The organism is Flavobacterium sp. LS1R10 (genome assembly GCF_003968825.1).
Taxonomy (GTDB): Bacteria; Bacteroidota; Bacteroidia; order Flavobacteriales; family Flavobacteriaceae; genus Flavobacterium.
In genome coordinates this window covers 45251-67834 of sequence record NZ_RYDH01000002.1, presented here as the reverse complement: position 1 = coordinate 67834, position 22584 = coordinate 45251, and the positions used below count along the sequence as shown (strand labels likewise).

Here is a 22584-nt window from a genome sequence, read left to right as displayed (position 1 = left end):
ATAAAAAATAGGAAATTCCATTGTGTTAATGGAAACACCAAATTAAATTAACTAAAAGATACCCTTTTTAGCAAAAACACACTGTTTAATAACACTTAATACAGGAAACGTAACGATTATTACTTTTGTTTTTATTTAAAGAACTGCTGAGTACTATTGCTATTTATTGTTTTATTTTCGATACACAAAAATATTATTTTATTTTTTTTATAACATTCTAAAAATGAATACTATAGATTAATATCTAATGGTATTCATCGGTTTTAAAGATCAATTACCCCTTAAGTCCACACCTATGATACCTATTAATGCCGTAATTATTACGAAAGAAAAAGACACTTTACAAATTATTAAAAAATTTGAAAAAGAAAACTTTATAATTCTTAAAATAGTAAACGAAACGAGCTCTATAATTGAAGGAATCAATAGTATACAATTACAAAAACCAGATCTCGTATTTTTAGATATTTCCTTTACAGATGATACTTTTTTTGATATGCTCAATGAATTAGAACAGAGTATTCCTAAACTGGTATTCATTTCTGCCGATAAACAAAATGCTGTAATCGCATTTAAACAAAATGCGATTGATTTTATTTTAAAACCTGTCGATTTTAATTCTCTTCTTTTAGCTGTATACAAAGGAATTAAAAGAATTAAAATGGAGCGATCCTATCAAAATCAGGTAATCAAGGCACTTGAGCTATTAAACTCATTAAATCAGCCAAACGACTATGTTGCGGTTTCCTCCTTGGATAAAATTGAACTCATTCCTATGTCGGAAATAATTTACTGTAAGGCCGAAGGAAGGTGCACTACTTTTTTTCTACAAAATGGTAAAAAAATCGTATCGAGTAAAAATTTAGGAGAATACAGTACAATTCTCGATCCCAACTATTTTTTTAGAATTCACCACTCGTATATTATTAATCTGCGTCACATAGTGAAAATTTCTAAAAAAGAGGGGTATTTCTGCGAATTTCCTAATGGTGTACTTTTGGCTGTTGCCAAAAGACGACAAGATGATTTTAATAAATTTATTAAACTTAAAGAATAACAATTTCACACAAAATTATAGGAGTTCTTTTTCGTTGTAAACTAATAAATATTTCCTGTATGACTGCACTTAAATACTAAAACCATGAAAACCGAGTTGAAAGCAAAATTCGAAAAAGTGCTATTAATTGATGATAATCCAATTGAACGCTACATTAATTCTCGAATAATTCTCCATAATAATTTTGGAAAAAAGGTTGTCGAGTTTTCACTTGCAAGGGAAGCACTGATATATTTAGAAGAAAATCAAGAAAGACATGGTCAGCTGCCTGAGATAATTTTTATAGATTTATATATGCCCCATTTTTCGGGTTTTGAATTTCTGGAAGCTTATGATAAATTTCCGCTTACTTTAAAAAATAAGGTTAAAGTATTTATTGTTTCAAACACGATTGATAATCATGATATTATTCGTGTTTGTAGGGACCCAAATGTAGTTTCCTTTCAGCAAAAACCTATTACACAAGAATTTCTGGATCGAATTATACTCAAATGATGCTAATTTTGAAACGTTTAAAAACAACTTGTTTTAAACCGCAAAGACACTCTTTTTTAATTTTCGAAACTAGTTCCATTCGTTTATAAATTATCTTTTTAAACCTTTTAAGAAAATACAATAAATGAACGCATAACTGTAGCAATAATACATTTTTATAAGAACTTTAATTATTAAAAATTCAAGTCCTTTTAGTTAATTTTAACTTTTTAATGTTTTTTTAAAGCCTTTAAAAAGCATGAATACAATAAAACCAAGATTTTATTAAATTTTTATCAAATAATTCTTACTTCGGTTCTTTTTCACTTATGACTTAGTAGCCATCATTTATTACTTCTCGTTTTACATATATTAACGGACTAAATACATTTGCTCCGGAATTGGCACTTTTGCTAATACAAAACAAATTATTTAAACTGATTAAGGACCAGGGCAAAACCTGCACTTGCTCCTTAATTTTAACCCCAAATTATTTTTACAATGAAAAAAATTACATCACTTTTATCTATTATGGCTTTGACTGCTGTGTTTAGTACAAGTGCTTTGGCACAACAAAGTGCTTCTGCCTCTGCTCCTACAAGCACAACTATTGTTGCGCCAATTGGAATTACTAAAACAACTTCAATGACTTTCGGTTCTTTTGCAACAGGTGGTGCAGGTACATTAGTTATGACTTCTGCTGCTGTTAGATCTGCAACTGGCGGAGTTAAATTGACTACTATTACTGGAAGTCCTACCGCTGCTGAATTTTCAGTAACAGGTCAAGCATCTTATGGTTATGATATTACGTTACCAGCTTCACTTACACTTACAACTACAGCTACAGGAACAGTCAATACTATGATAGTTAATACTTTTACAAGCTCACTTACCAATAGTAAAGGTACTTTGGGTACTGATGGTACTAATAGCTTCACTGTTGGAGCTACGCTAAATGTTTTAGCTAGTCAAGTTGTTGGAACATATACAAATGCTGATGGTTTTGCAGTTACGGTAAATTACAACTAAATTGAATAAAAAGGGTGCTTAGAAATAAACACCCTTTTTAATTAAATTTTAAGGAGCTTAATTCATTAAATAGAAAAACAAAATACCACAAAATTAAAACCCTCATGACTAAAAAAAGTATTCTTATTCTGGTTCTTTTTTTAAATTTTTCATTTCCCTTACTGGCACAAGGCGATTTAATGGTATTCCCAAAACGCATTGTCTTTGACGGAATTCAAAGCCGGGTGCAAAATGTTAATTTATCCAATACCGGTAAGGATACCGCAACTTACAGATTATCCTACAGTCAGATTAAAATGGATGAAGATGGTAAATTCAATACGATAGAAGAACCAGAAGAAAATCAAAATTTTGCCTCACCTTATCTCCGTTATTATCCCCGCACCATAACTTTGGCGCCCAATGAATCGCAGGTAGTAAAAATTCAACTCATCAAAACCAGCGAATTAAAAGAAGGCGAATACCGCTCTCATCTGTATTTTCGAGGTGTTCCTAAAACGAAACTTTTAGAAAACGAAACCACCGCAACAGATACGCTCAAACCAAAAAGTTTAGATATTCAATTAACACCTGTTTATGGGATTTCAATCGCCAATATTATTACGATAGGACAAGCAACTACCGCGGTGACCTTATCTAATTTGGCATTGCTGCCATCACAGGATTTATACTTGGATATAAACCGCACAGGCAATCAATCTGCTTATGGGGAACTGAATGTCAATTATATTTATCCTGAGGGAATTAGTACTAATGTGGGACTAATAAAAGGCTTTGCAGTATATGCTCCTGGAAATTTGCGCAAAACCAAAATTAAACTCAATACTATTCCAGGTATTGATTACAGCAAGGGAAAATTACAGGTGATCTATTCTACCCCAAATCAAGAAACTACTTATGCTGAAGCCTTCCTTAATTTGTCAGACAACGAAGAATATTCACTTGAAACGGAAATTAATAGTAATAAATAAGAATCATCTGTTTGTAATTTTGTTTGTTTTTTGAAAACATTACGATAAAAAATACCATACCAAAACATCAAAATATTTTCAGATAAATTACGCCGTGAAAGACATCGTTTTTTTCTAAAACAAAGCATGATAATGAGATAAGTGCAATCGCAAAAGAATTATATTACAGATAAACCTTTTGATTTATATATTATTTAATAGAACAGAAAATTAATAATGCCAAAAATTCTTATAACAAGTATCGTTCTAATTATATTCATATTAGACTTAAAAGTACCTCTAGGAGTAGCAATAGCTGTTTTGTATATAATTCCTTTAGTTATTTCATATACTTTAGACAAAGATAAAATAATAAGACTTGCCATAATATGCACTATTTTAACACTTATTGATACCATTGATTACTACCATATCGAAATGTATTATAGTGTTTTTACTAACAAATTCTTATCCATTCTTTCTATCTGGATATCGTGCTTTATTATTCTACGATACAAAGAAATCTTGTTACAAAAAGATACAGAAAAACAGAAATACCTAAAATCCATTACTGAAATGCTTTTTCAAGTTTCCCATCAAGTTCGAAGTCCTATTTCTAGAATGCAAGGTTTGACAAATCATATTGATTCTAAAGCTATATCAAAAGAAGAGTTAGAAAGTTTAAGTATCTATTTAAAAGATTCTGTTACTGAACTTGACATCTTCACAAGAACTTTGACAGCTAGTTTAGAAAAAATCCGAATTCAAAACACTACTGATCAAACAAATTCTAATTAATATTCATAGACGCAACTCAGGCAGTTCTCTAAAAAAATAATTCCCTTTAGCAAAAGTACTTGCTACTCTTCGTTCTTTATGACTAAATTGTACAACATCATATCTCTATTCCTTTTCTCCATGATAGCCTTTTCTGCTACTGCACAAGAGGAAGATTGCGATGAAGTTTTAGTGCTGCTTCAGGTAAAATACATTGGTGCCACCGAAATTTCCTCGGTAATATGCGGATCTAAAGTCTATCTTTCGGTATCCGAAGTTTTGGATTATATTAAAATACGAAATATACCCAATTCTAATTTTACTACTATTGAAGGTTTTTTTATTAATCAAAATAACACCTTCAAAATTGACCAAAACACCAACACCATTAGCTACAAAGAGGAAGTTTACACCCTGAAATCAAGCGATTTTATTCGTACCAAAACAAATTTATTTTTAAACGCTTCTTATTTCAATCAAATATTTGGGCTAGAAAATAATTTTAGCTTTAGGAGTTTATCCGTTGAAATGGTCTCAAAACTCGAACTTCCCGCCATTAGAGAAGCCCGATTGCTAGAAATGCGCGATAACATCAACAAAATTAAAATGGAATTTAAAGCGGACACAACTATCGTACGAGACAAACCACTACTTCATTTTGGAACAGCTAATTGGGCTGTTAATACCATACAACAATCTGAAGGAAGTCATTCAGAACGATTACTCCTCAATTTAGGCGGCATTGTAGCTGGAGGTGAATTGACCACTTTGCTAAATTACACCAGCAACCAACCCATAGTGGCCAAAAACCAGTTTTATCGATGGCGCTATGTGAACAATGAAAACAAATATATTAAGCAGTTCACTTTAGGAAAAATTTCAGCTTCTTCCAAAGCGACAATTTTGTTTCCCATTATCGGAGCTCAGATCACGAATGCCTCTACCCAAATCAGAAAATCTTTTGGCACGTATATCTTGAGCGATCATACCCAGGCCAATTGGACGGTGGAACTCTACATCAACAATGTATTAATTGATTATCTTCAGGCAGATGCCAACGGTTTCTTTTCGTTCAACGTTCCTTTAATGTACGGTCGTACCGAAGTTACACTCCGATATTATGGACCTTGGGGCGAAGAGCAGTTATTTAGCAATCAATTTGTAGTTCCTGCTCTTTTCCTTCCAAAAAAGGAGGTAGAATACACGATCAGTTCTGGGATTATTGAGGATGACAGAGGCAGTATTTTTACCAGTGCAAAAGTAAATTATGGACTTTCTAATCACGTCACTTTGGGAGGTGGAATAGAATATATTTCCTCTTTAGAATCGAATAAAAGTATTCCGTTTTTGAATTCATCTTTTCGACTCTCGTCTCAATTATTTCTTACGGCAAGCTATTATTCAAAAGTGCTGTATGATCTCAATTTGAATTATACGACACCCAAAAACCTTCGTTTTGACTTTGATTATAGCAAATACGATAAGAACCAACAAGCCGTTCGATTCAATTATTCCGAAATGCGGAAAGCAAGTATTTCCATGCCGCATCGCAGTTCTTTTTTTTCGGGAACTTCCCGATTTACCATTCAAGAAAACCTATTTAGTACCACTAAATTTACCACTTCTGAATTTTTACTCTCGGGAAATTCATTTGGATTTAATTTTAATTTTACCACCAATGCCTTTTTTACCAAAAACCAAAAACCATCGGTATACAGCAATATTTCTACCTCATTCCAACTTCCTAAAAGATTTGTCCTTGTTCCCCAATTGCGCTATGGATATGATGCCAATGCCATGACGACATTGCAAACACAATTGAGAAAGCCAATTTTTAAAAAAGGCTATATTCAAGCCTCTTTAGATTATAATTTTAAGAATCAAAATAGTAGTTTTCAAATTAGTTTTACACATAGTTTCGATCATATCAATACTGGATTTTCAAGTGTTTTTTATAAAAATAGTGCTTCTTTTTCACAATCTGCCAGCGGAAGCTTAATCTTTGAACCCCAAGCTAATTTTGTGCGTTTTAATAACCAAATAAGTGTGGGCAGAGCGAGTGTAAAATTTGTTCCGTTTTTAGATATCAATGGAAATGGAAAAAAAGAGGCCAAAGAACCTCTGGTAAAAGGAGTCCAGATCATAGTAATGGGCGGTGACCGTCAGCTCGTTAATCCCAATGGAACCACCATAATAACCGGATTAGAACCCTATATTAATAATTATGTGGAACTTAATACCGCCAAAGTTAATTCTATTGCTTGGCGCATAAATAACAAAACTTTAAATTGTATACTAAATCCCAATCAATTAAAAATAATTGAAATTCCGGTTGTGGTTGTGGGAGAAGTTTCCGGAATGGTGTATCGAAAAGAAAATGAGCAACTTCTGGGAACTGGAGGCTTAAAAGTCGCTATCTATGATTTACACGATACATTAATCGCCAGTATTCTTTCGGAACCCGATGGTTATTTTAGTTATTTGGGTTTAAAATCGGGACAATATGTTGCGAAAATGGATTCACTTCAATTGGAAAATTTACAGATGAAGGCAAGTCCCTCCTACCAGAATTTTGAAATCGATAATGGTATCGATGGTGCTTTTGTAGATACTTTGGAATTTGTACTCGAAAAAACAAAATAAGTAGATCTACATAATCTTTACCGGCGTCATACGAGAAGAATCCCCAATAACTCGTATTCAAAAAAGAGCCTGAAATTTTAAGCAAGTCGTTTAGTGTGTTCATAGCTATTTTTTTTACCGCAAATCCGCAAATTATATATTAAAAATTAAATAGAAAAATTTGCGAATTTGCGGTTATTTTTAGATTTACTCCACAAAATTTTCATCTTTAAATCCGATCAAATATAATTTGTTTTTGGCTCGGGTCATTGCGGTATACAACCACCGAATATAATCTCTATTGATGCCGTCCGGCAAATACGGTTGTTCTATAAAAACCGTATTCCATTGCCCGCCTTGTGATTTATGACAGGTTATGGCATACGAGAATTTTACTTGTAAGCCGTTGAAATATTCGTTGGCTTTTACTTTTTGGAACTGATTGAATTTTGTTTGACCTTCGTAATCTTTCAGCACTTCCTGATACAATCGGTTGGACTCTTCATAGGTTAATGATGGCGATTCGCTTTTTATGGTGTCCAATAACAATACTGTTTCAAACGGAATCTGATTGGGATAATCAATCATTCTGATTTTTACTTTGGCAAACTTAAAACCATACAATTCTTTGATATTGAAAATTTCCAAGACTTCGATAATATCACCATTAGCAATAAAACCCGCTTCATCAGAGTCTTTTAACCAGAAATAATTATTTTTCACCACCATCAGGAAATCACCTGTAGAAAGTTCGCTTTCTTTATCGAGGATTTTGGTTCGGATTTGTTCATTATATTGATTCGCTCTTTTATTGGAACGAACAATAAAAGCAGTATCTTCAATACTATAATTACTGTAGGCAGAATTGATGGCGTCCTGAATATCATAGCCATCAGTTAGGCGCACAATATCTTTGAATTTTTTGACATCAAATTTGAATTCAGTTATAAAAGAATCCTTCAATAGTTCTCGAAGTTCCGTGGCATTGTGCAAAATTCCCGAATTTTCTTCCTGACGCATCACTTCGTCCAACTCAATATATTCGACTTCTTTATCGTAGTTAATACTTAATGTTTGAATGTCTAATGCGGGACTGATATCTAAATTTACCGGCGGCAATTGAGCCGAATCTCCCAGTAAAATCATTTTGCAATTCGTGCCTGAATACACATAGGAAATCAAATCATCCAGTAGAGAACCATTTTCATAAAGCTTAGAATCGGAATTGGTGTCCGAAATCATCGAAGCTTCATCAACAATAAAAATCGTGTTGGTGTGTTTGTTTTGTTGCAAAGTAAATGAGACGCCACCTCCGGAAGATTTCTTAGGAAAATAGATTTTTTTATGAATTGTAAAAGCCGGTTTATCGGAATAATTAGCAATCACTTTTGCCGCACGCCCTGTTGGCGCTAATAAAACATACTTTTTATTGATTTCTACTAAACTATTTACAATCGTAGCTATTACGGTAGTTTTTCCGGTTCCCGCATATCCTTTTAAAACAAAAATGGTATCGTTATGCGTGTCCGTTAAAAAAATAGCTATTTTTTGAAAAAAAATATCCTGTTTGTGTGTAGGTTGAAAAGGAAATTTTTTTTGTAAAAGACTATAAAAAGAGGAGGAATTCATTTGGTATAATTTACATGCAAGGTAGAGAATGTTTTTTCAATTTCAATGTCAATAGCAATTTCAATTTTCAATTATTACTATTGATTTTGGCCATTGACATTGCAATTGATATTGTTATTGATTTTAAAATTTGTAAGTTTGCGTTGTTTAGAAAAAGCAATCTTATTATGAACATAGTCGAAAAAAATTATAAAAAACTTTCCATTCAAGTTTCATTGAAGGGACTTTCTTTTTGTACATTTGATATGCTGAACAACACTGTTATTTCATTCAATGAGATACATTTTGATCCATTTGACACCACTACCAAAATTGAAGATTTGTTTGCCAATGCCTTTCAGAATTATCCAGAATTAAAGGATACCTATGACGCCGTTCTGGTGATCCACAACAACAATCTTTCTACGTTTGTACCTACAGCACTTTTTGACGAAAACTTTCTAGGAAGTTACTTACAATACAATACAAAGGTTTTTGAAACTGATTTTTTTGCGTTTGATGAAATACCAAATAATCAAATGAATGCCGTCTATATTCCGTACGTGAATATCAATAATTTTTTTATTGATCAGTTTGGCTCTTTTGATTATAAACACGCCAATAGTATTTTAGTTTCGAAACTTTTGGTTGCCTCCAAAAACATTGACCAAAAAAAGATGTTTATTCATTTCAATTCAGGTCATTTTGAAATCATTGTGGTTCAAAACCAAAAATTATTGCTTTTCAATTCTTTTGAATACAGCACACCTGAAGATTTTATGTATTACATCTTATTTACAGCCGAACAATTGAATTTAAATCCAGAGAACTTTCAACTGGAAATGATAGGGAAAATTGAAACCGAGAGTGCTTTTTTCAAAATAGCTTACCAATACATTCGCAATGTTTCCCTAATTGATGTGGAAGATTTGCGATGGAACAATTATTTTTCTGAGGCCGAAAACAGAAATCATTTTATACTTTTCAACTCATGAGAATCATTTCAGGAAAATACAAAGGAAGACGCATTTTTCCGCCAAAAGGACTCCCAGTTCGTCCCACTACCGATATGTCTAAAGAAGCATTATTCAATGTTTTGAACAACCATTTCAGTTTTGAAGGACTAAAAATATTAGATTTATTCTCTGGAACCGGGAATATCAGTTTCGAGTTTGCCTCTCGTGGCAGCACCCCAATTACCTCTGTCGATGCGGATTTTGGTTGTGTAAAATTCATCAAACAAGTGGCAACCGAATATGATTTTAATATAGCTGCTACAAAAAGTGATGTTTTTACCTATTTAGAACGGTGTAAAACTTCGTACGATATCATTTTTGCAGATCCACCTTATGCATTAGACCAGAATACTTTTGAAAAAATTGTTTCATTGATTTTTGAAAAAGAACTGCTCAATGAAGAGGGAATGATGGTAATTGAACATTCTAAATATACCAAACTGGATCACATGATTCACTTTTCATTTAAAAAAAGTTATGGTGGTTCCATTTTTAGTTTCTTCGAAATTGGCTCTGGCGAGGAAGATTCTGAAAATGAATCAGACCAAAACGATAGTGACGAAGAATAATTCCGGAAACAATTTTAAGACAATTGCTCCAATATTTGCTTATATATTGGAGTATCAACCCCGAATTTCAAACCTTCATTAACTACATATTCTGTCAAGGAACCCACTTCCGTTTTATTACCTGCTAATAGATCTCTGTGCATGGATGATGTATTGTCTTGTGGGGACTTCTCTAATTTAGCAATAGTTTGAGCAACAATGTCAATTGGCATCGCTAATCCTTTTGCTAAAGCAACAGCAGAAATCTCGTTTAATAATGAGCTATAAACTGCCTTATTTTCAGGATTATTTAAAATTCCTCCAATGTTTTGGTTCAAACATGAAGTTGCTGAAGCCAGAGCTGAAATAAAAATAAACTTTTCCCAAATCGTTTCTTCTATATTTTCAACAAGATAACTTTCGATATTTGCTTTTTCGAAGATAGATTGTAATTCTATTAACTTAGAAACCGGAGCATTTTTTGAACCAAAGAATAATTTTTCATAAGCACCAATTTTTTTGATCGCACCGGGAGCAACAATCATCGAAACAATATACACACAACCCTGTAATACATTATTTTCAGGAAATAGTATTTGTATGCGTGCCGTGGCATCAACGCCATTATATAAAGGAAGAATTATCGTATCTGGAGTGATACAGTTTTTTATAGATTCAAAACTTTTTTCGATATCATAGGTTTTAGTGGCGCAAATAAGGTAATCCAGCTCCCCAATTTCTTCTGGATCGTTAGAAACTAAACTAGGAAAAACAATGGTTTCACTCTCCTCTAAAATAATTTTCAATCCTTTTTGGGCTATTGCTTTTTGGGTTTCGCCACGAGCAATAAAGACAATTTCGATTGCATCCGACTCAGAATAAGCTTTGGCTAATAATCCTCCGAAATAACCGCCTACTCCACCTAATCCTAAAATTCCAATTCGTGTTATCATAAGCACTATTTAAAAAAGTAAACCATTAAGGAATTTAGAAAATTAAGCCGTGGAACTTAATGAAAACTAATATCTTAATGGTTTCCTTTTAGATTTCACAATCCTAAATTTTATCAAATCTTTTAAAAAAATGCAGACCTATAAGCCGGATTCTGTCTCTAATCAAGTAGAGCCTTATCATTTATCTAGATCCCGCATTACTGCGGGACTCAAGCTATCTACCCTTCAACAACGGACGAGAAGCCCTTAAATGCTGATATACTTGATATTTCACCGCATAGAGTTTACCTGGTTTCACTACAGCATTACCTGTACATACTTTCTGTTGCACTTGTCCTAATCCAATTACTTGAACCGACGGGTGTTACCCGCTATGCTTCCCTTTGGTGTCCGGACTTTCCTCTCTTTTGATTGCTCAAAACAGCGATAAGGCGGTCTGCGGTGCAAAATTACAATATTTTTTCATGTATCGCCATTTTAGATTATTTACTTTAACATCCTTTTCGCAATGACTTAATAATAAATTAGTTACCTTTATAAATAACAATAAATCTTTCATTAATCATGAAACCAATGTACCATTATACCACCGTAATAGAAGCCTTAGAAGATCTAAAAGAAAAAGGTTTTACCTATGATTTTAATATTCATCAAGATGATATTAAATCTAATCCACATAAATTTGAAGTAAATCACGTCTACCGCTACGAAGGGGATACTGATCCTGACGAAGAATCAGTAGTATATGGAATCAGCTCTGATTCTGGTAAAAAAGGAGTTTTTGTAGCTGGTTTTTCGGCAAATTCAAATAATGACGCCGCAGTTGTTTTAGAAAAATTATGCATCGAAACCGGTGGACAATCCAAACTTTAGGTAACACATAATACCGTTAAAAAAAAACACTTAAAAATCTGATTTTCTCTTCTATCTGGGCTAGGGAATTTGGGAAATAAAAACCATTTGAAAAATTATAAAATCTTTCAATACTTAAATTTTTCCATCTTTAAATTAAAACCTATATTTGCTTTCGAATAAAATTCTATGGAACAATTTGTAGTATCGGCCCGTAAATATCGTCCTCAAACATTTAAAGATGTTGTAGGACAAAAAGCCATTACCAATACTTTATTGAATGCCATAGAAAGCAATCACTTGGCTTCTGCCCTATTATTCACAGGGCCTCGCGGCGTTGGCAAAACGACATGCGCTCGTATTTTGGCTCGAAAAATAAATCAGCCCGGATACGATGATCCAAATGAAGATTTCGCTTTTAATGTTTTTGAATTGGATGCTGCATCCAATAATTCTGTCGATGACATCAGGAATTTGATTGACCAAGTTCGGATCCCGCCACAAACGGGACAATACAAAGTGTATATTATTGATGAGGTTCACATGTTGTCTTCCGCAGCTTTTAATGCTTTCTTGAAAACATTGGAAGAACCGCCAAAACACGCCATCTTTATTTTAGCAACGACCGAAAAACATAAAATTATTCCAACGATACTTTCTCGTTGTCAGATATTTGATTTCAAAAGAATTACCGTAAAGGATGCCAAAGAACATCTTGCTGAAGTGGCTGCCAGTCAAGGCGTAAATTTTGAAGATGACGCTTTGCATATCATTGCTCAAAAAGCTGATGGTGCCATGCGAGATGCGTTGTCTATTTTTGACCGAGTAGTTTCTTTTTGTGGAAAAGAGTTGACACGTCAGGCCGTTACGGAAAACTTGAATGTGTTGGATTACGAAACCTATATTAATGTAACAGATTTGATTTTGGAAAACAAAATTCCGGAATTATTAATCGCTTTCAACGAAATTCTTGCCAAAGGATTTGATGCACACCATTTTGTATCCGGATTAGCCTCTCATTTTAGAGATTTACTGGTTTCTAAAACACCTGCAACTTTATCTTTATTAGAAGTTGGAGAACAAGCACAACAAATGTATGGCGTGCAATCACAAAATTGCAGTCAAGATTTTCTCTTGAAAGGAATCGAAATAGCAAATGATTGTGATTTAAAGTACAAACTGAGTCAAAATCAACGACTTCTTGTTGAGCTTTGCCTTATGCAACTGGCCTCTATCACTTTTGATGGAGAAAAAAAAAAGTTGACCAATTTATAATTCCACCTACTTATTACAGGAAGAATGATTACGCTATAGTAGAAATTCAAAAAAACAATGGCAATGTCAAAAATCAAGTTCCAGTTTCCAAATCCGAAACTGTTTCTCAGAACTCAGCCGAAGAGTTTAAACTTGAAGTTGTTCAACCTGAAACCCAAAGCCCAAAACCCATAACCCATAACCCATCAGGAAACGAGCCTAAGATTTCAGCTTTTTCGTTATCCAGTATTCGGGCAAAAAAAGCTTTAGAAGAAAGCAATAAAGGAAAAATAAAAGAAGTTCTTAATTTGCCTACAGAAACTTTTAGCGAGACTGAAATGTTGCTGTATTGGAATAAATATGCACAACGCTTAGGAGAGAAAGGGTTTCGAATTATGGAATCACTCCTGCTCATTAATGATCCGGTATTAAGTGGAACTGCCATCACAATTGAGTTGCCCAATGAAGGATCAAAACTTGATTTTGAAAAAGAATTAAATGGACTTTTGGGATATTTAAAAGGGCATTTACACAATCACGACATTACAATTGAAGTGATTGTAAATGAAAGTATTCAAAGCAGAAAAAATTTTAATGACCAAGACCGTTACAACAGACTTCATGAAATAAATCCAAATATTGATCTGTTACGAACAACATTTGGATTAGATTTAGATGCATAATACACATAATTTAGATTGGAAACTTAAATTTTATTGTAGTACATGGCTTTTACAATACCATCTGAAAGTCCAATTTTAGGAACATAAATATTTCTGGCACCACTCCATTTCATAGCATTCAGATAGATTCTGGTTGCAGGAATAATTACATCGGCACGATCCGGATTTAATCCCAGCTCAGATATTCTTTGCTCGTAACTAAGGGAATTCAGGAAAGCGTATTGTGAATTCATATAAATGTACGACAAGGGCTTTTCTTGTATTTTTCCGGACATTTTAAAAAGCTTATTAATGTTTCCGCCAGAACCTATTAAGGTAACTTCATCGTATTCCTGCGTATTTGTTTTAATCCATTTTTCTATTTCATCCCAGACTACATCGCAAACCATGTCATTTAATAAACGTACGGTTCCGGCTTTGAAGGATCTTGAATTTTTCATTTTTCCATTCGAAAACAATGTAAACTCCGTACTTCCGCCACCAACATCTACAAAAAGATAGGTTTGATCCGTCTTTAATAAATGATGTAAATCAGTAGAAGCAATTATGGCTGCTTCTTTTTTACCATCAATAATTTCAATTTTTATATCGGCTTTTTTCTTTATTATTGCCACAACTTCCTTACCGTTATAGGCTTCGCGCATGGCTGAAGTAGCAAAAGCCATATAGGATTCTACTTTGTGAACTTTCATCAAAAGATTAAAAGCTTTCATGGCATCACACATTCTTTCAATATTTTCTTCTGAAATTTCACCAACGGTAAAGGCATCTTGCCCAAGACGAATAGGAACACGAACCAAGGAACTTTTGTTAAACTGTGGCTCTTTGCCTTCTTGTTCTACTATATTTGTAATTAGCAGGCGCATGGCATTAGATCCAATATCGATTGCTGCATATTTTTTTATTTTAATCATTTTGTTTGGATTCGTTATTCCTTATAAAAAATCATTATTCAATTTAATGTATCAAACAAATGATTACCGGGATGATACTACTTACTTTTTGGATGCTAGTTCTAACTTATTTTGGTAATATTTATAGGTCTCTAGTTGTGCCCTAAAAACAGGATTATGATTTCGTCCTCTGTATTTATTATCTAATTTATAGGAATGAAAACGAGCTTTTACGTTGCCTTTCCATCCGATATCAAAATTATCGATTAATTCATTTTTTATTTCCTGATCATAAATAGGACAGGTTACTTCGACACGGTCATCTAAATTTCTAGTCATGAAATCCGCGGATGAAATATAAACTTCGGTTTGTCCGGCATTTCCAAAAATATAAACTCTGGAATGTTCTAAATAATTATCCACAATGCTTATGGCCTCTATGTTATTGCTCATTCCAGCAATACCGGGTATTAAGGAACAAATTCCTCTCACTTCAAGTTGAATTTTCACTCCTGCCCTGCTGGCTTCATATAACTTATCTATCATTGCAAAATCAGACAAACTATTCATTTTTAGTTTCATATGTGTTTTCCTTCCGGCTAATGCATGTGTAATTTCACGGTCTATTAATTTTACAAATCGAGTTCTTGTATAGTGAGGCGAAACAATCAGATGTTTGTAACGATTCACCCTGTAGTTAATGTCAAAAAATTCAAAGATCTTCATGATATCTTTCAAAATTTGTTGGTGACTCGTAAAAAGAGTCACATCAGTATAGACTTTGGCGGTAGATTCGTTGAAATTTCCTGTTGAAATAAAACCATATCGTTTTATCTTATCATTTTCATTTCTTTCGATGACACATATTTTACTGTGGACTTTTAGCCCTTTTATTCCAAAAATAAGTTCAATACCTTCTAATTGCATTTGTTCAGCATAGGAAATATTTGAAGCTTCATCGAAACGAGCTTGTAATTCGATTTGAACCGTTACTTTTTTTCCATTTTTAGCAGCATTAATCAGAGAGCTAATAATTTGAGAATTTTTAGCTAAACGATACAATGTGATTTTAATGGAAGTCACTTTTGGGTCCAATGCCGCTTCACGCAAAAATCGTGTGAGATAGGAGAAAGACTGATAAGGAGCATTTAATAAATAATCTCTTTGGCTAATTTTTTCTAAGATACTTCCTTCGAGACTTAGCCCAGGAATGGGTAAAGGATCATTCGTTTTGTACAATAAATCAAATCGCCCAAGATTAGGAAAATTCATATAATCCCTTCTGTTATGATATCTCCCTCCTGGAATAATACTATCTGTTGATTCAATTTTCATTTCATCAAGAAAAAACTGTAAGGTATCTTTTTCAATCAATTGGTCGTAAATAAAGCGAACTGGTTCTCCAATTCTTCGGTCTTTTACACTCAAGGATATCTTTTCGATCATGCTTTTACTTAAGTCACTATCGATATCCAATTGCGCATCTCTGGTAATTTTGATCATGTGTGCCGAAACACTTTTATAATCAAAAATATTAAAGATGCTGCTTAAATTATGTCTAATCACGTCATCAATAAGAATTACATATTGTTTTTCATTATCAGAGGGCAAAACCACAAAACGGTTAATTGTTTTAGGAATTTCGATAACGGCATAGCGAATCTCTGAGGTGTGATTCATCACCAACTTCACTGCCAGGTATCCGGATGTATCTTTTAGCAATGGAAATTCTGCTAAATCATTTAATATAATAGTGACTAATTCAGGACTTAATTTTTGGATAAAAAAGTCCTTCAAAAAAATTTCTTGTTGTGTGGAGATATCATTTTCTGTAATGATAAATATATTTTTTTTCTCGAGTTCCGATTCAATTACACTCAAAATTCGCAAACTTTCGGATTGCTGCTGGATAACAATTTCAGTGATATCTTTGACTAATTGTTGTGCTGAAATACCCCCAAGATATTTTTCTCCGGTTATCCCTGTTAAACTTAATCGTCTGATGGCGGCAAAACGAACTCTAAAAAACTCATCTAAATTATTGGAAAAAATACCTAAAAACCGCAATCTGTCTAGTAACGGAACTGAATTATCTCCAGCTTCCTGAAGCACTCTGGCATTGAATGCCAACCAACTTTTTTCTCTATCAATATATTTATGTGCTACTACTTTATTCATCTTAAATCTTTGGGGAATATAATTTTTTTTATTTTACCTTTTTTTATTTTTTTCCAATTTTCAGTATCAAATTCTAAGGATACAAATCCGGTTGTAGGAATGTTTTCAACAAAAACATCTCCAAATTTATTCACGAAATTTGTAACTGCCCCGTTATGTCCAAAAAGAATAATATTTTCGAAACTGTTACTGCAGGATTTAATAGCTTTCTCAAGCTTTTTTTCATCAAAGGTATAAAGGTCGTCTTTGTAAATGATACAGTCAATAGGATATGCTAAATTTTGAGCAAAAATTAACGCAGTGTCTGTTGCTCTTTTGGCTGTACTCGTCCAGATTAGATATGTTTTGGGTATAAAATGGCTAATATCCGAAGAAACAAGATGCGCATCTTGTATGCCTCTCTTTGTTAAAGCACGATCCTTATCGTGTAACGATACCTCCCAACTTGATTTTGCATGACGTACTATAATTAAATTTTTCATAATGTAAAATAATTTTGGGGTCTCTAAACATAAGAAATTAAATAATCAGATACAATTTACAAAAACTAAGTTTATTATTTAATTTTTTTTATTAAAAACTATGTTATTAGTATCAAAAAGAATCATTACAAGGTGCTTTTTAGTTGGTAAAAATGTTTTTAGTAAACAGTCTAAAAAATAAGTCACCTTAAATCAGTCTATTAGTAAATAGATGGTTAAATTATAAACAAAAATTACAAAACCTCTTTTTATGGCAAATAATTATATCCCTATATTATAAAATAATTAACTTTCTTTTCCGTTTTTTATCTTTTTTTTTAAAAATTTTACCTTTCATCGACTTTTTAAGTAGTTTATAGAAAAAAGAAACAAACCTGCTGTATTACCTATAATTTAGCTCTTTTAAACATTGCCCTGTTTAAAAAAACCTGAATATAATCACTCATACCTACATGAAAAAAAATACTTTACCCCAAAAAATATCTTCTCAGATTTATCAAATTTTTTTAAAAAGTCCTTCACTCTAAATATATCATTCATCTTCATTAATGAATAGTCAGACTGACTTTGTAAATACTATTCAGTGTATTAACAGAACAAAGGACTAGAAAAATTTCATTTAAATACAATACAAATAATTGCCAGCAAAACATCATTCAAAAACAGAATGTATGTTATTTAAAAGTTCTGAAGGATAAAACAAAAATTAGGAATTTAAAAAACAAAAAATGAAAATAATTTTACTTTATACAATTACTATCGTGTTCATTTCATCAAATTTAAGCTCGAACAAATGTTCAGATTGGATTTCTTTTGGTCAAAGCAAAACGGAATCCTTACTATTTCTTAGAACTTGTGAAAATGAAAATGGCGATTCTGGATATTTTGAAATTAAGAATGAAAATGAAAAAGATGTAAAACTTACTTATGTCATTACTTTCAAAAATGGGGATCTTTTTACGGCTAACATTATGATACCTCTAGATGACAAAACAGCACAAATAGTTTGTTGGAATTGTTTAGAGTCTAAAGATAGTGGAATTGCTTCCTGGAAATTTGAAAACATTGTTTTTGAAGACCAAGCCGGCTACTAATATCATTTTGTTTTTCAACATTATTATGCTTTAAGACTTGAATTTGATTTTTAAAATTCAAAATAATACTCCTCAATTAATTAAAATTTGATTGTATGAAAACTAAAATTACTCTTTTTTTATTGGCTTTCTTTATGTCTGAAAGTCCTATACATTCTCAAACTAATCCCAACAAAACATTCGATGCAGGCTCTTATATTATTGATATGGGGCAAAACACTACAGTTGCCAAAGGTTTAAAGCCTTATGGCTTAGTTTACACTTTGATTCGCGATAAAAATGTACCAGTATACTGGTCAATAAACTCCTCAAAAGTTAAAGATGGTGCTGATTTTTCAATTGGATCTAAAGCCTATAAAGGGGGAACTTTTATAATTGCTGCTGAGGATGCCGCTATTTTAGGAACCCTTATTGCCACTTGGAGATCAAATGGGGTTGTTATTGATGGCCCGATTGCAGCACCCTTCACTGCACCCATATTTAATAAACTTACCAGCTGGCCAAGGGCACTACTAGACACCGAAAATGGTAGCCTAATAACTCCATATTATCTTAATGCCGGAATTCCATCAAGTTCTTATGTAACACAAAGTAACCCAACTCAACTTACAAGTTGTGGTGATATTTACGTACTGCCACATGCTGATCCACAGAATTGGTCTTCGGCGTATGTTATCGCACTAAGAAATTATATGCATAATGGCGGCTATCTTTGGGTAGGCTGTCATGCAGTAAGCGCATTAGACATAGTGAGTGCGGGGAATACAACTCCATTTAATTTTCTTACGGAAAAAGGTCTAGAGCCATGGGGAAATCACAATAAGCCAATCGTTGTTGGAACTTATAATCCATCCGCTAATGCTGATCCGGTGATGCAGTTTATTGGGAAAATGGATGCTTCACTACAAAATGGATCAGAACGAATCTATCTTCCAAAAGCAGAATCTTTATGGAGAAGTACTACTAAAGTAGCCATTTATCAAAACAATTATACGGACTCTGGTAGAAATTACACTTTCCCTGAAAATCCGGCTGCTCTTCTAGCTTATGGACCAACTTATGGTGATGCTACCAAGGGTATGGTAATGTATCAAGCGGCTCATGAATATAACAGTGGAACTACTGAATCTATGATTGCGGCTCAAAGATCATTTTTTAACTTTGTACTATTGGCTGGAATTAAACAACAAATTAATGTAAACCTTAACAGCTCTTTTCCAACTGCATTAACTCCTAGTCAAACGTATCCATTAATAGCAACTGTGACTGGAAATAAGGGAGCGGTTACCTATGAATGGTCCGCTATTGGTGGTGGGACTTTTTCAAGCACTTCAACAAACCCAACAACCTACATCGCTCCTTCTGTAATTGGGAACGTAGCACTCCAACTAAAAGTTACAGATGCCTGTGGCAGATCTAATTTTGTTTCCGCTTTTATGAATGGTGGTTCAATAGTAAGTTGTGCAGCAGAAGCTATTCTACCTTCAACTCCTACTTTTAAAAACAATTGCGGTAATGATATCATATTTACAGGTCTAACTATTAAAGAGCCTAATTCATCTTCAATTTGTAATACTACAAAAACTTACACGTGGTCTTATGTAGATTATACAACATGTAATCCAAGTGAAACTCCATATACCCGCAACTGGTCTTATACATATACAATAAAAGATTTAGTAGCCCCAATAATAAGTGCTGCCGGTCAAAATATTACAATTAATTCTCCGACAACACCTGTTTTTAGTCCGCCAACTGCAACTGATACTTGTGGAATAACCACAGTTAATATACTTTCTACCACTCAAACACCTGGCAGTCGACCTGGATTATACAGTACAACCAGAACTTGGGATGCATCCGACAACTGTGGGAATCGCAGTGATTCAGTAAGTCAGACTATAACAACAAATATTGTCTCAGCTCAATGTAATTCAGATACTCCACTTCCTTTTATTGATAGCACTTACGGTAACCTATTAGCAACAGCAAGTATCAACGGTGTGTGTGTGCTTTGTGCGGTTCCTAATGCTTCTAGGTTAATAGATACAGACTTGAATAATTTTGCAACTGCATTTGTAACTATTGGTGCAGCAGGTTCAGCAAATTATAGAGTGACAGACACAGATACGGATTATTCTGCTGGTACTTATGTAGGGTACAGGATTGATACTGGTAATTTATTGAGCTTAAATTTACTGGGCTCAATTACAATTAGAACATATCTGAACGGTACATTAAAAGAAACAGCTTCGGGTTCTTCTCTTTTGGGTGTAGGATTGCTTAACGGTTCAGGAAATAATTATGTAGTAGGTTTTAATACAACTCAAGATTTTGATGCGATTGAAATTTCTGTAGAAGGTTTGGCTAGTTTGTTAAATACTATTGATGTTTATTACCCGGTAATCCAAAACTATTGTACAGGTCCGGCTTTAAGTTGTAATACCGCATCGGCAATGAATCTTCCAGCTTATCCAGTAAGTTTAGAACCGTCACATACTGGCATTTCAGGCATAAGTTTAGGTACTATTTACGATGCTTCGAATGTCATTAGCGCTAATACAAATGATTATGCTACAATAACTTTAACAGCTGGTGTCGCTGCTTCGGGAAGTATTGCTGTAAAAGATCAACTAACGGATTATCCCGCGGGTACTTATGCTGGCTTTGAAATAGAAAACTCTAATTTGCTGAATGTTTCAGCCTTAGGGAATATTTCAATAATTACATACCTTAATGGAGTTCAGCAAGAATCTTTTTTGGGTAATAATTTGGTAGTCAATGGCTCTTTATTAAACAATCCTGGTCGGTATAAAGTGGGTTTTGTTTCAACAAAATCATTTGATGAAGTTCAGCTTTCCATTAACCAGACATTGTCTCTGAATTTAGGTTCAATAAGAGTTTATAGTGCTATTTTTGAAAATTTCTGTGCTGGGCCTGATTTGGTTTGTAATACACAAACAGCGATGTTAGCTCCTACTTATCCAGTTTATATTAATGGTATAAATACAGGTATTGATAGTTTAGTTTGTGCACTTTGTTCAATAAACAATGCAGACAATTTGATAGATCAGAATACTTCAAATTTTGCTCAAATAAATTTAACGATAAGTGTTGGAAACAGCGGTAGTATTTCTGTAAAAGATCAGGTAAAAGATTATCCTATAGGTTCTTTTGTAGGTTTTACAATAGAGAATCCTTCATTGTTGAATGTAAATGCACTCGACGCAGTCACTATAAGAACGTATCTTAATGGAGTTCTTCAGGAAACTAAAGTTGGAAATGCTGCTTTAGTTACGGTAGGAACCAATCTTTTGGTGGGAAGTAGTTTACAGACAATTGGTTTTGTTACAACTAAATCTTTTGATGAAGCTCGTATTACTATTACTAATACAGCAACAGTGAGTCTGGGAGTTGTGAATGTTTACAGTGCTATTTTCCAAAAATTGTGTCCGGTAATCTTAGAATGCAATAAAACATACGCATTGACGAATCCAATTTTTCCTGTAATCATTGATAGTGGAAAAACCGGTGTTGATGGATTGGTTTGTGTGGCCTGCGCAGTTAACAATACAAATAATGTATTAACAGCAAACACTACTGATTTTGCTTCGGTTTTAGTTACCGCAGGAGTAATTGCTCCAGCTTCTATAGCTGTTTTAGATCAGTTGTCTACTTATCCTGCGGGTAGTTATGCAGGATTTACAATAAAAGATTTGAATAGTTTGATCCAGTTAGATTTGTTCAATTCGTTAACTATTTCTACTTATTTAGACGGTGTATTTAGAGAGTCTAAAAGTGCATCACTATTGTTAAATCTATCTTTGACGATACCTCCGTATGACTCTGGTCCTGGAATCTATAATGTGGGTTTTCAGAGTACTCAATCTTTTGACGAAATCAGAATTAGTGTAGGGTCACTTGCGAGTGTAATAAATGATATTAATGTATACGGAGCATTTATCAACACAGCAAGTACTAGTGGCGGAACTTTGCAATGCGCTGCTATTGTCGCTAATGATGATGCCGGAACGTCTGTAAATGGTGCCAACGGAGGAACAGCTTTCTCCAATGTTTTAATAAATGATACCTTAAATGGAGTCGCTGTTTTGGC

Annotated in this window: 18 protein-coding genes and 1 other RNA gene (1 of these 19 running past the window's edge); 13 read left to right on the top strand and 6 right to left on the bottom strand. The window is 33.4% G+C overall.

The window, feature by feature from the left end; all coding sequences use genetic code 11:
• Nucleotides 1-295: 295 nt before the first annotated feature.
• The 6 genes from EKL96_RS05430 to EKL96_RS05405 all read left to right on the top strand — a co-directional run bounded on the left by EKL96_RS05430 (nucleotide 296) and on the right by EKL96_RS05405 (nucleotide 6930).
• A complete protein-coding gene (locus EKL96_RS05430) occupies nucleotides 296-1057 on the top strand; it encodes a LytR/AlgR family response regulator transcription factor (protein ID WP_126459257.1) in 762 nt (253 codons plus the stop codon).
• An 84-nt stretch (nucleotides 1058-1141) separates the two neighbouring features.
• Complete coding sequence (locus EKL96_RS05425) at nucleotides 1142-1552, top strand: response regulator (protein WP_126459254.1); 411 nt, start codon at nucleotides 1142-1144, stop codon at nucleotides 1550-1552.
• 480 nt (nucleotides 1553-2032) lie between these two features.
• Nucleotides 2033-2560: a DUF4402 domain-containing protein gene (locus EKL96_RS05420; protein WP_126459250.1), complete on the top strand. Its 528-nt coding sequence runs from the start codon at nucleotides 2033-2035 to the stop codon at nucleotides 2558-2560.
• Nucleotides 2561-2664: 104 nt separating this feature from the next.
• Nucleotides 2665-3531: a molecular chaperone gene (locus tag EKL96_RS05415; protein WP_126459247.1), complete on the top strand. Its 867-nt coding sequence runs from the start codon at nucleotides 2665-2667 to the stop codon at nucleotides 3529-3531.
• 216 nt (nucleotides 3532-3747) lie between these two features.
• Nucleotides 3748-4308 carry a hypothetical protein gene (locus EKL96_RS05410; protein ID WP_126459244.1) on the top strand — a complete coding sequence of 187 codons (561 nt, stop codon included), beginning with the start codon at nucleotides 3748-3750 and terminating at the stop codon, nucleotides 4306-4308.
• A gap of 120 nt (nucleotides 4309-4428) precedes the next feature.
• Nucleotides 4429-6930, top strand: coding sequence for a hypothetical protein (locus EKL96_RS05405; RefSeq protein ID WP_126459241.1), 2502 nt, complete (start codon nucleotides 4429-4431; stop codon nucleotides 6928-6930).
• 186 nt (nucleotides 6931-7116) lie between these two features.
• Here the strand turns inward: EKL96_RS05405 and EKL96_RS05400 are convergent, their stop codons facing one another.
• Entirely contained in the window at nucleotides 7117-8538 is a 1422-nt protein-coding gene (locus EKL96_RS05400; RefSeq protein ID WP_126459238.1) for an ATP-dependent RecD-like DNA helicase, read from the bottom strand.
• A 167-nt stretch (nucleotides 8539-8705) separates the two neighbouring features.
• Here EKL96_RS05400 and EKL96_RS05395 point away from each other — a divergent pair, with 167 nt between their 5' ends.
• Both EKL96_RS05395 and EKL96_RS05390 read left to right on the top strand, forming a co-directional pair.
• A complete protein-coding gene (locus EKL96_RS05395; RefSeq protein ID WP_126459235.1) occupies nucleotides 8706-9512 on the top strand; it encodes a DUF3822 family protein in 807 nt (268 codons plus the stop codon).
• Entirely contained in the window at nucleotides 9509-10102 is a 594-nt protein-coding gene (locus tag EKL96_RS05390; RefSeq protein WP_126451673.1) for an RsmD family RNA methyltransferase, read from the top strand. Before EKL96_RS05395 ends, EKL96_RS05390 begins: the two co-directional genes overlap by 4 nt.
• 14 nt (nucleotides 10103-10116) lie before the next feature.
• On the opposite strand, the gene EKL96_RS05385 is transcribed toward EKL96_RS05390, so the two are convergent.
• Both EKL96_RS05385 and rnpB read right to left on the bottom strand, forming a co-directional pair.
• The gene (locus EKL96_RS05385) at nucleotides 10117-11034 is read right to left on the bottom strand and encodes a ketopantoate reductase family protein (protein ID WP_126459232.1); all 918 of its coding nucleotides are present in this window, start codon (nucleotides 11032-11034) and stop codon (nucleotides 10117-10119) included.
• Between the two features lie 125 nt (nucleotides 11035-11159).
• Nucleotides 11160-11477, bottom strand: an RNA gene (gene rnpB / locus EKL96_RS05380) — RNase P RNA component class A.
• A 121-nt stretch (nucleotides 11478-11598) separates the two neighbouring features.
• On the opposite strand from rnpB, the gene EKL96_RS05375 reads away from it, so the two are divergent.
• The 3 genes from EKL96_RS05375 (at nucleotide 11599) to EKL96_RS05365 (ending at nucleotide 13823) form a co-directional block, all read left to right on the top strand.
• Entirely contained in the window at nucleotides 11599-11907 is a 309-nt protein-coding gene (locus EKL96_RS05375; RefSeq protein WP_126459229.1) for a hypothetical protein, read from the top strand.
• A gap of 168 nt (nucleotides 11908-12075) precedes the next feature.
• Nucleotides 12076-13161, top strand: coding sequence for a DNA polymerase III subunit gamma/tau (gene dnaX, locus EKL96_RS05370; protein WP_126451676.1), 1086 nt, complete (start codon nucleotides 12076-12078; stop codon nucleotides 13159-13161).
• A 287-nt stretch (nucleotides 13162-13448) separates the two neighbouring features.
• Nucleotides 13449-13823, top strand: a complete 375-nt coding sequence (locus EKL96_RS05365; protein ID WP_231507343.1) for a DNA polymerase III — start codon at nucleotides 13449-13451, stop codon at nucleotides 13821-13823.
• Between the two features lie 23 nt (nucleotides 13824-13846).
• Here the strand turns inward: EKL96_RS05365 and EKL96_RS05360 are convergent, their stop codons facing one another.
• The 3 genes from EKL96_RS05360 to EKL96_RS05350 all read right to left on the bottom strand — a co-directional run bounded on the left by EKL96_RS05360 (nucleotide 13847) and on the right by EKL96_RS05350 (nucleotide 17376).
• A complete protein-coding gene (locus EKL96_RS05360) occupies nucleotides 13847-14737 on the bottom strand; it encodes a Ppx/GppA phosphatase family protein (RefSeq protein ID WP_126459227.1) in 891 nt (296 codons plus the stop codon).
• An 81-nt stretch (nucleotides 14738-14818) separates the two neighbouring features.
• Nucleotides 14819-16894 carry a polyphosphate kinase 1 gene (gene ppk1 / locus EKL96_RS05355; protein WP_126459224.1) on the bottom strand — a complete coding sequence of 692 codons (2076 nt, stop codon included), beginning with the start codon at nucleotides 16892-16894 and terminating at the stop codon, nucleotides 14819-14821.
• Nucleotides 16891-17376 carry a SixA phosphatase family protein gene (locus EKL96_RS05350; RefSeq protein WP_126459221.1) on the bottom strand — a complete coding sequence of 162 codons (486 nt, stop codon included), beginning with the start codon at nucleotides 17374-17376 and terminating at the stop codon, nucleotides 16891-16893. Before EKL96_RS05350 ends, ppk1 begins: the two co-directional genes overlap by 4 nt.
• A gap of 728 nt (nucleotides 17377-18104) precedes the next feature.
• Between EKL96_RS05350 and EKL96_RS05345 the strand changes: the two genes are divergently transcribed.
• On the top strand, nucleotides 18105-18470 hold the full coding sequence (locus EKL96_RS05345; RefSeq protein WP_126459218.1) for a hypothetical protein: 366 nt from the start codon (nucleotides 18105-18107) through the stop codon (nucleotides 18468-18470).
• Between the two features lie 95 nt (nucleotides 18471-18565).
• On the top strand, nucleotides 18566-22584 hold the 5' portion of the coding sequence (locus EKL96_RS05340) for a gliding motility-associated C-terminal domain-containing protein (RefSeq protein ID WP_126459215.1). 1912 nt of this gene lie beyond the right edge of the window; 4019 of the gene's 5931 nt are visible here — the first part of the coding sequence; the start codon lies at nucleotides 18566-18568; its stop codon lies beyond the right edge, outside the window.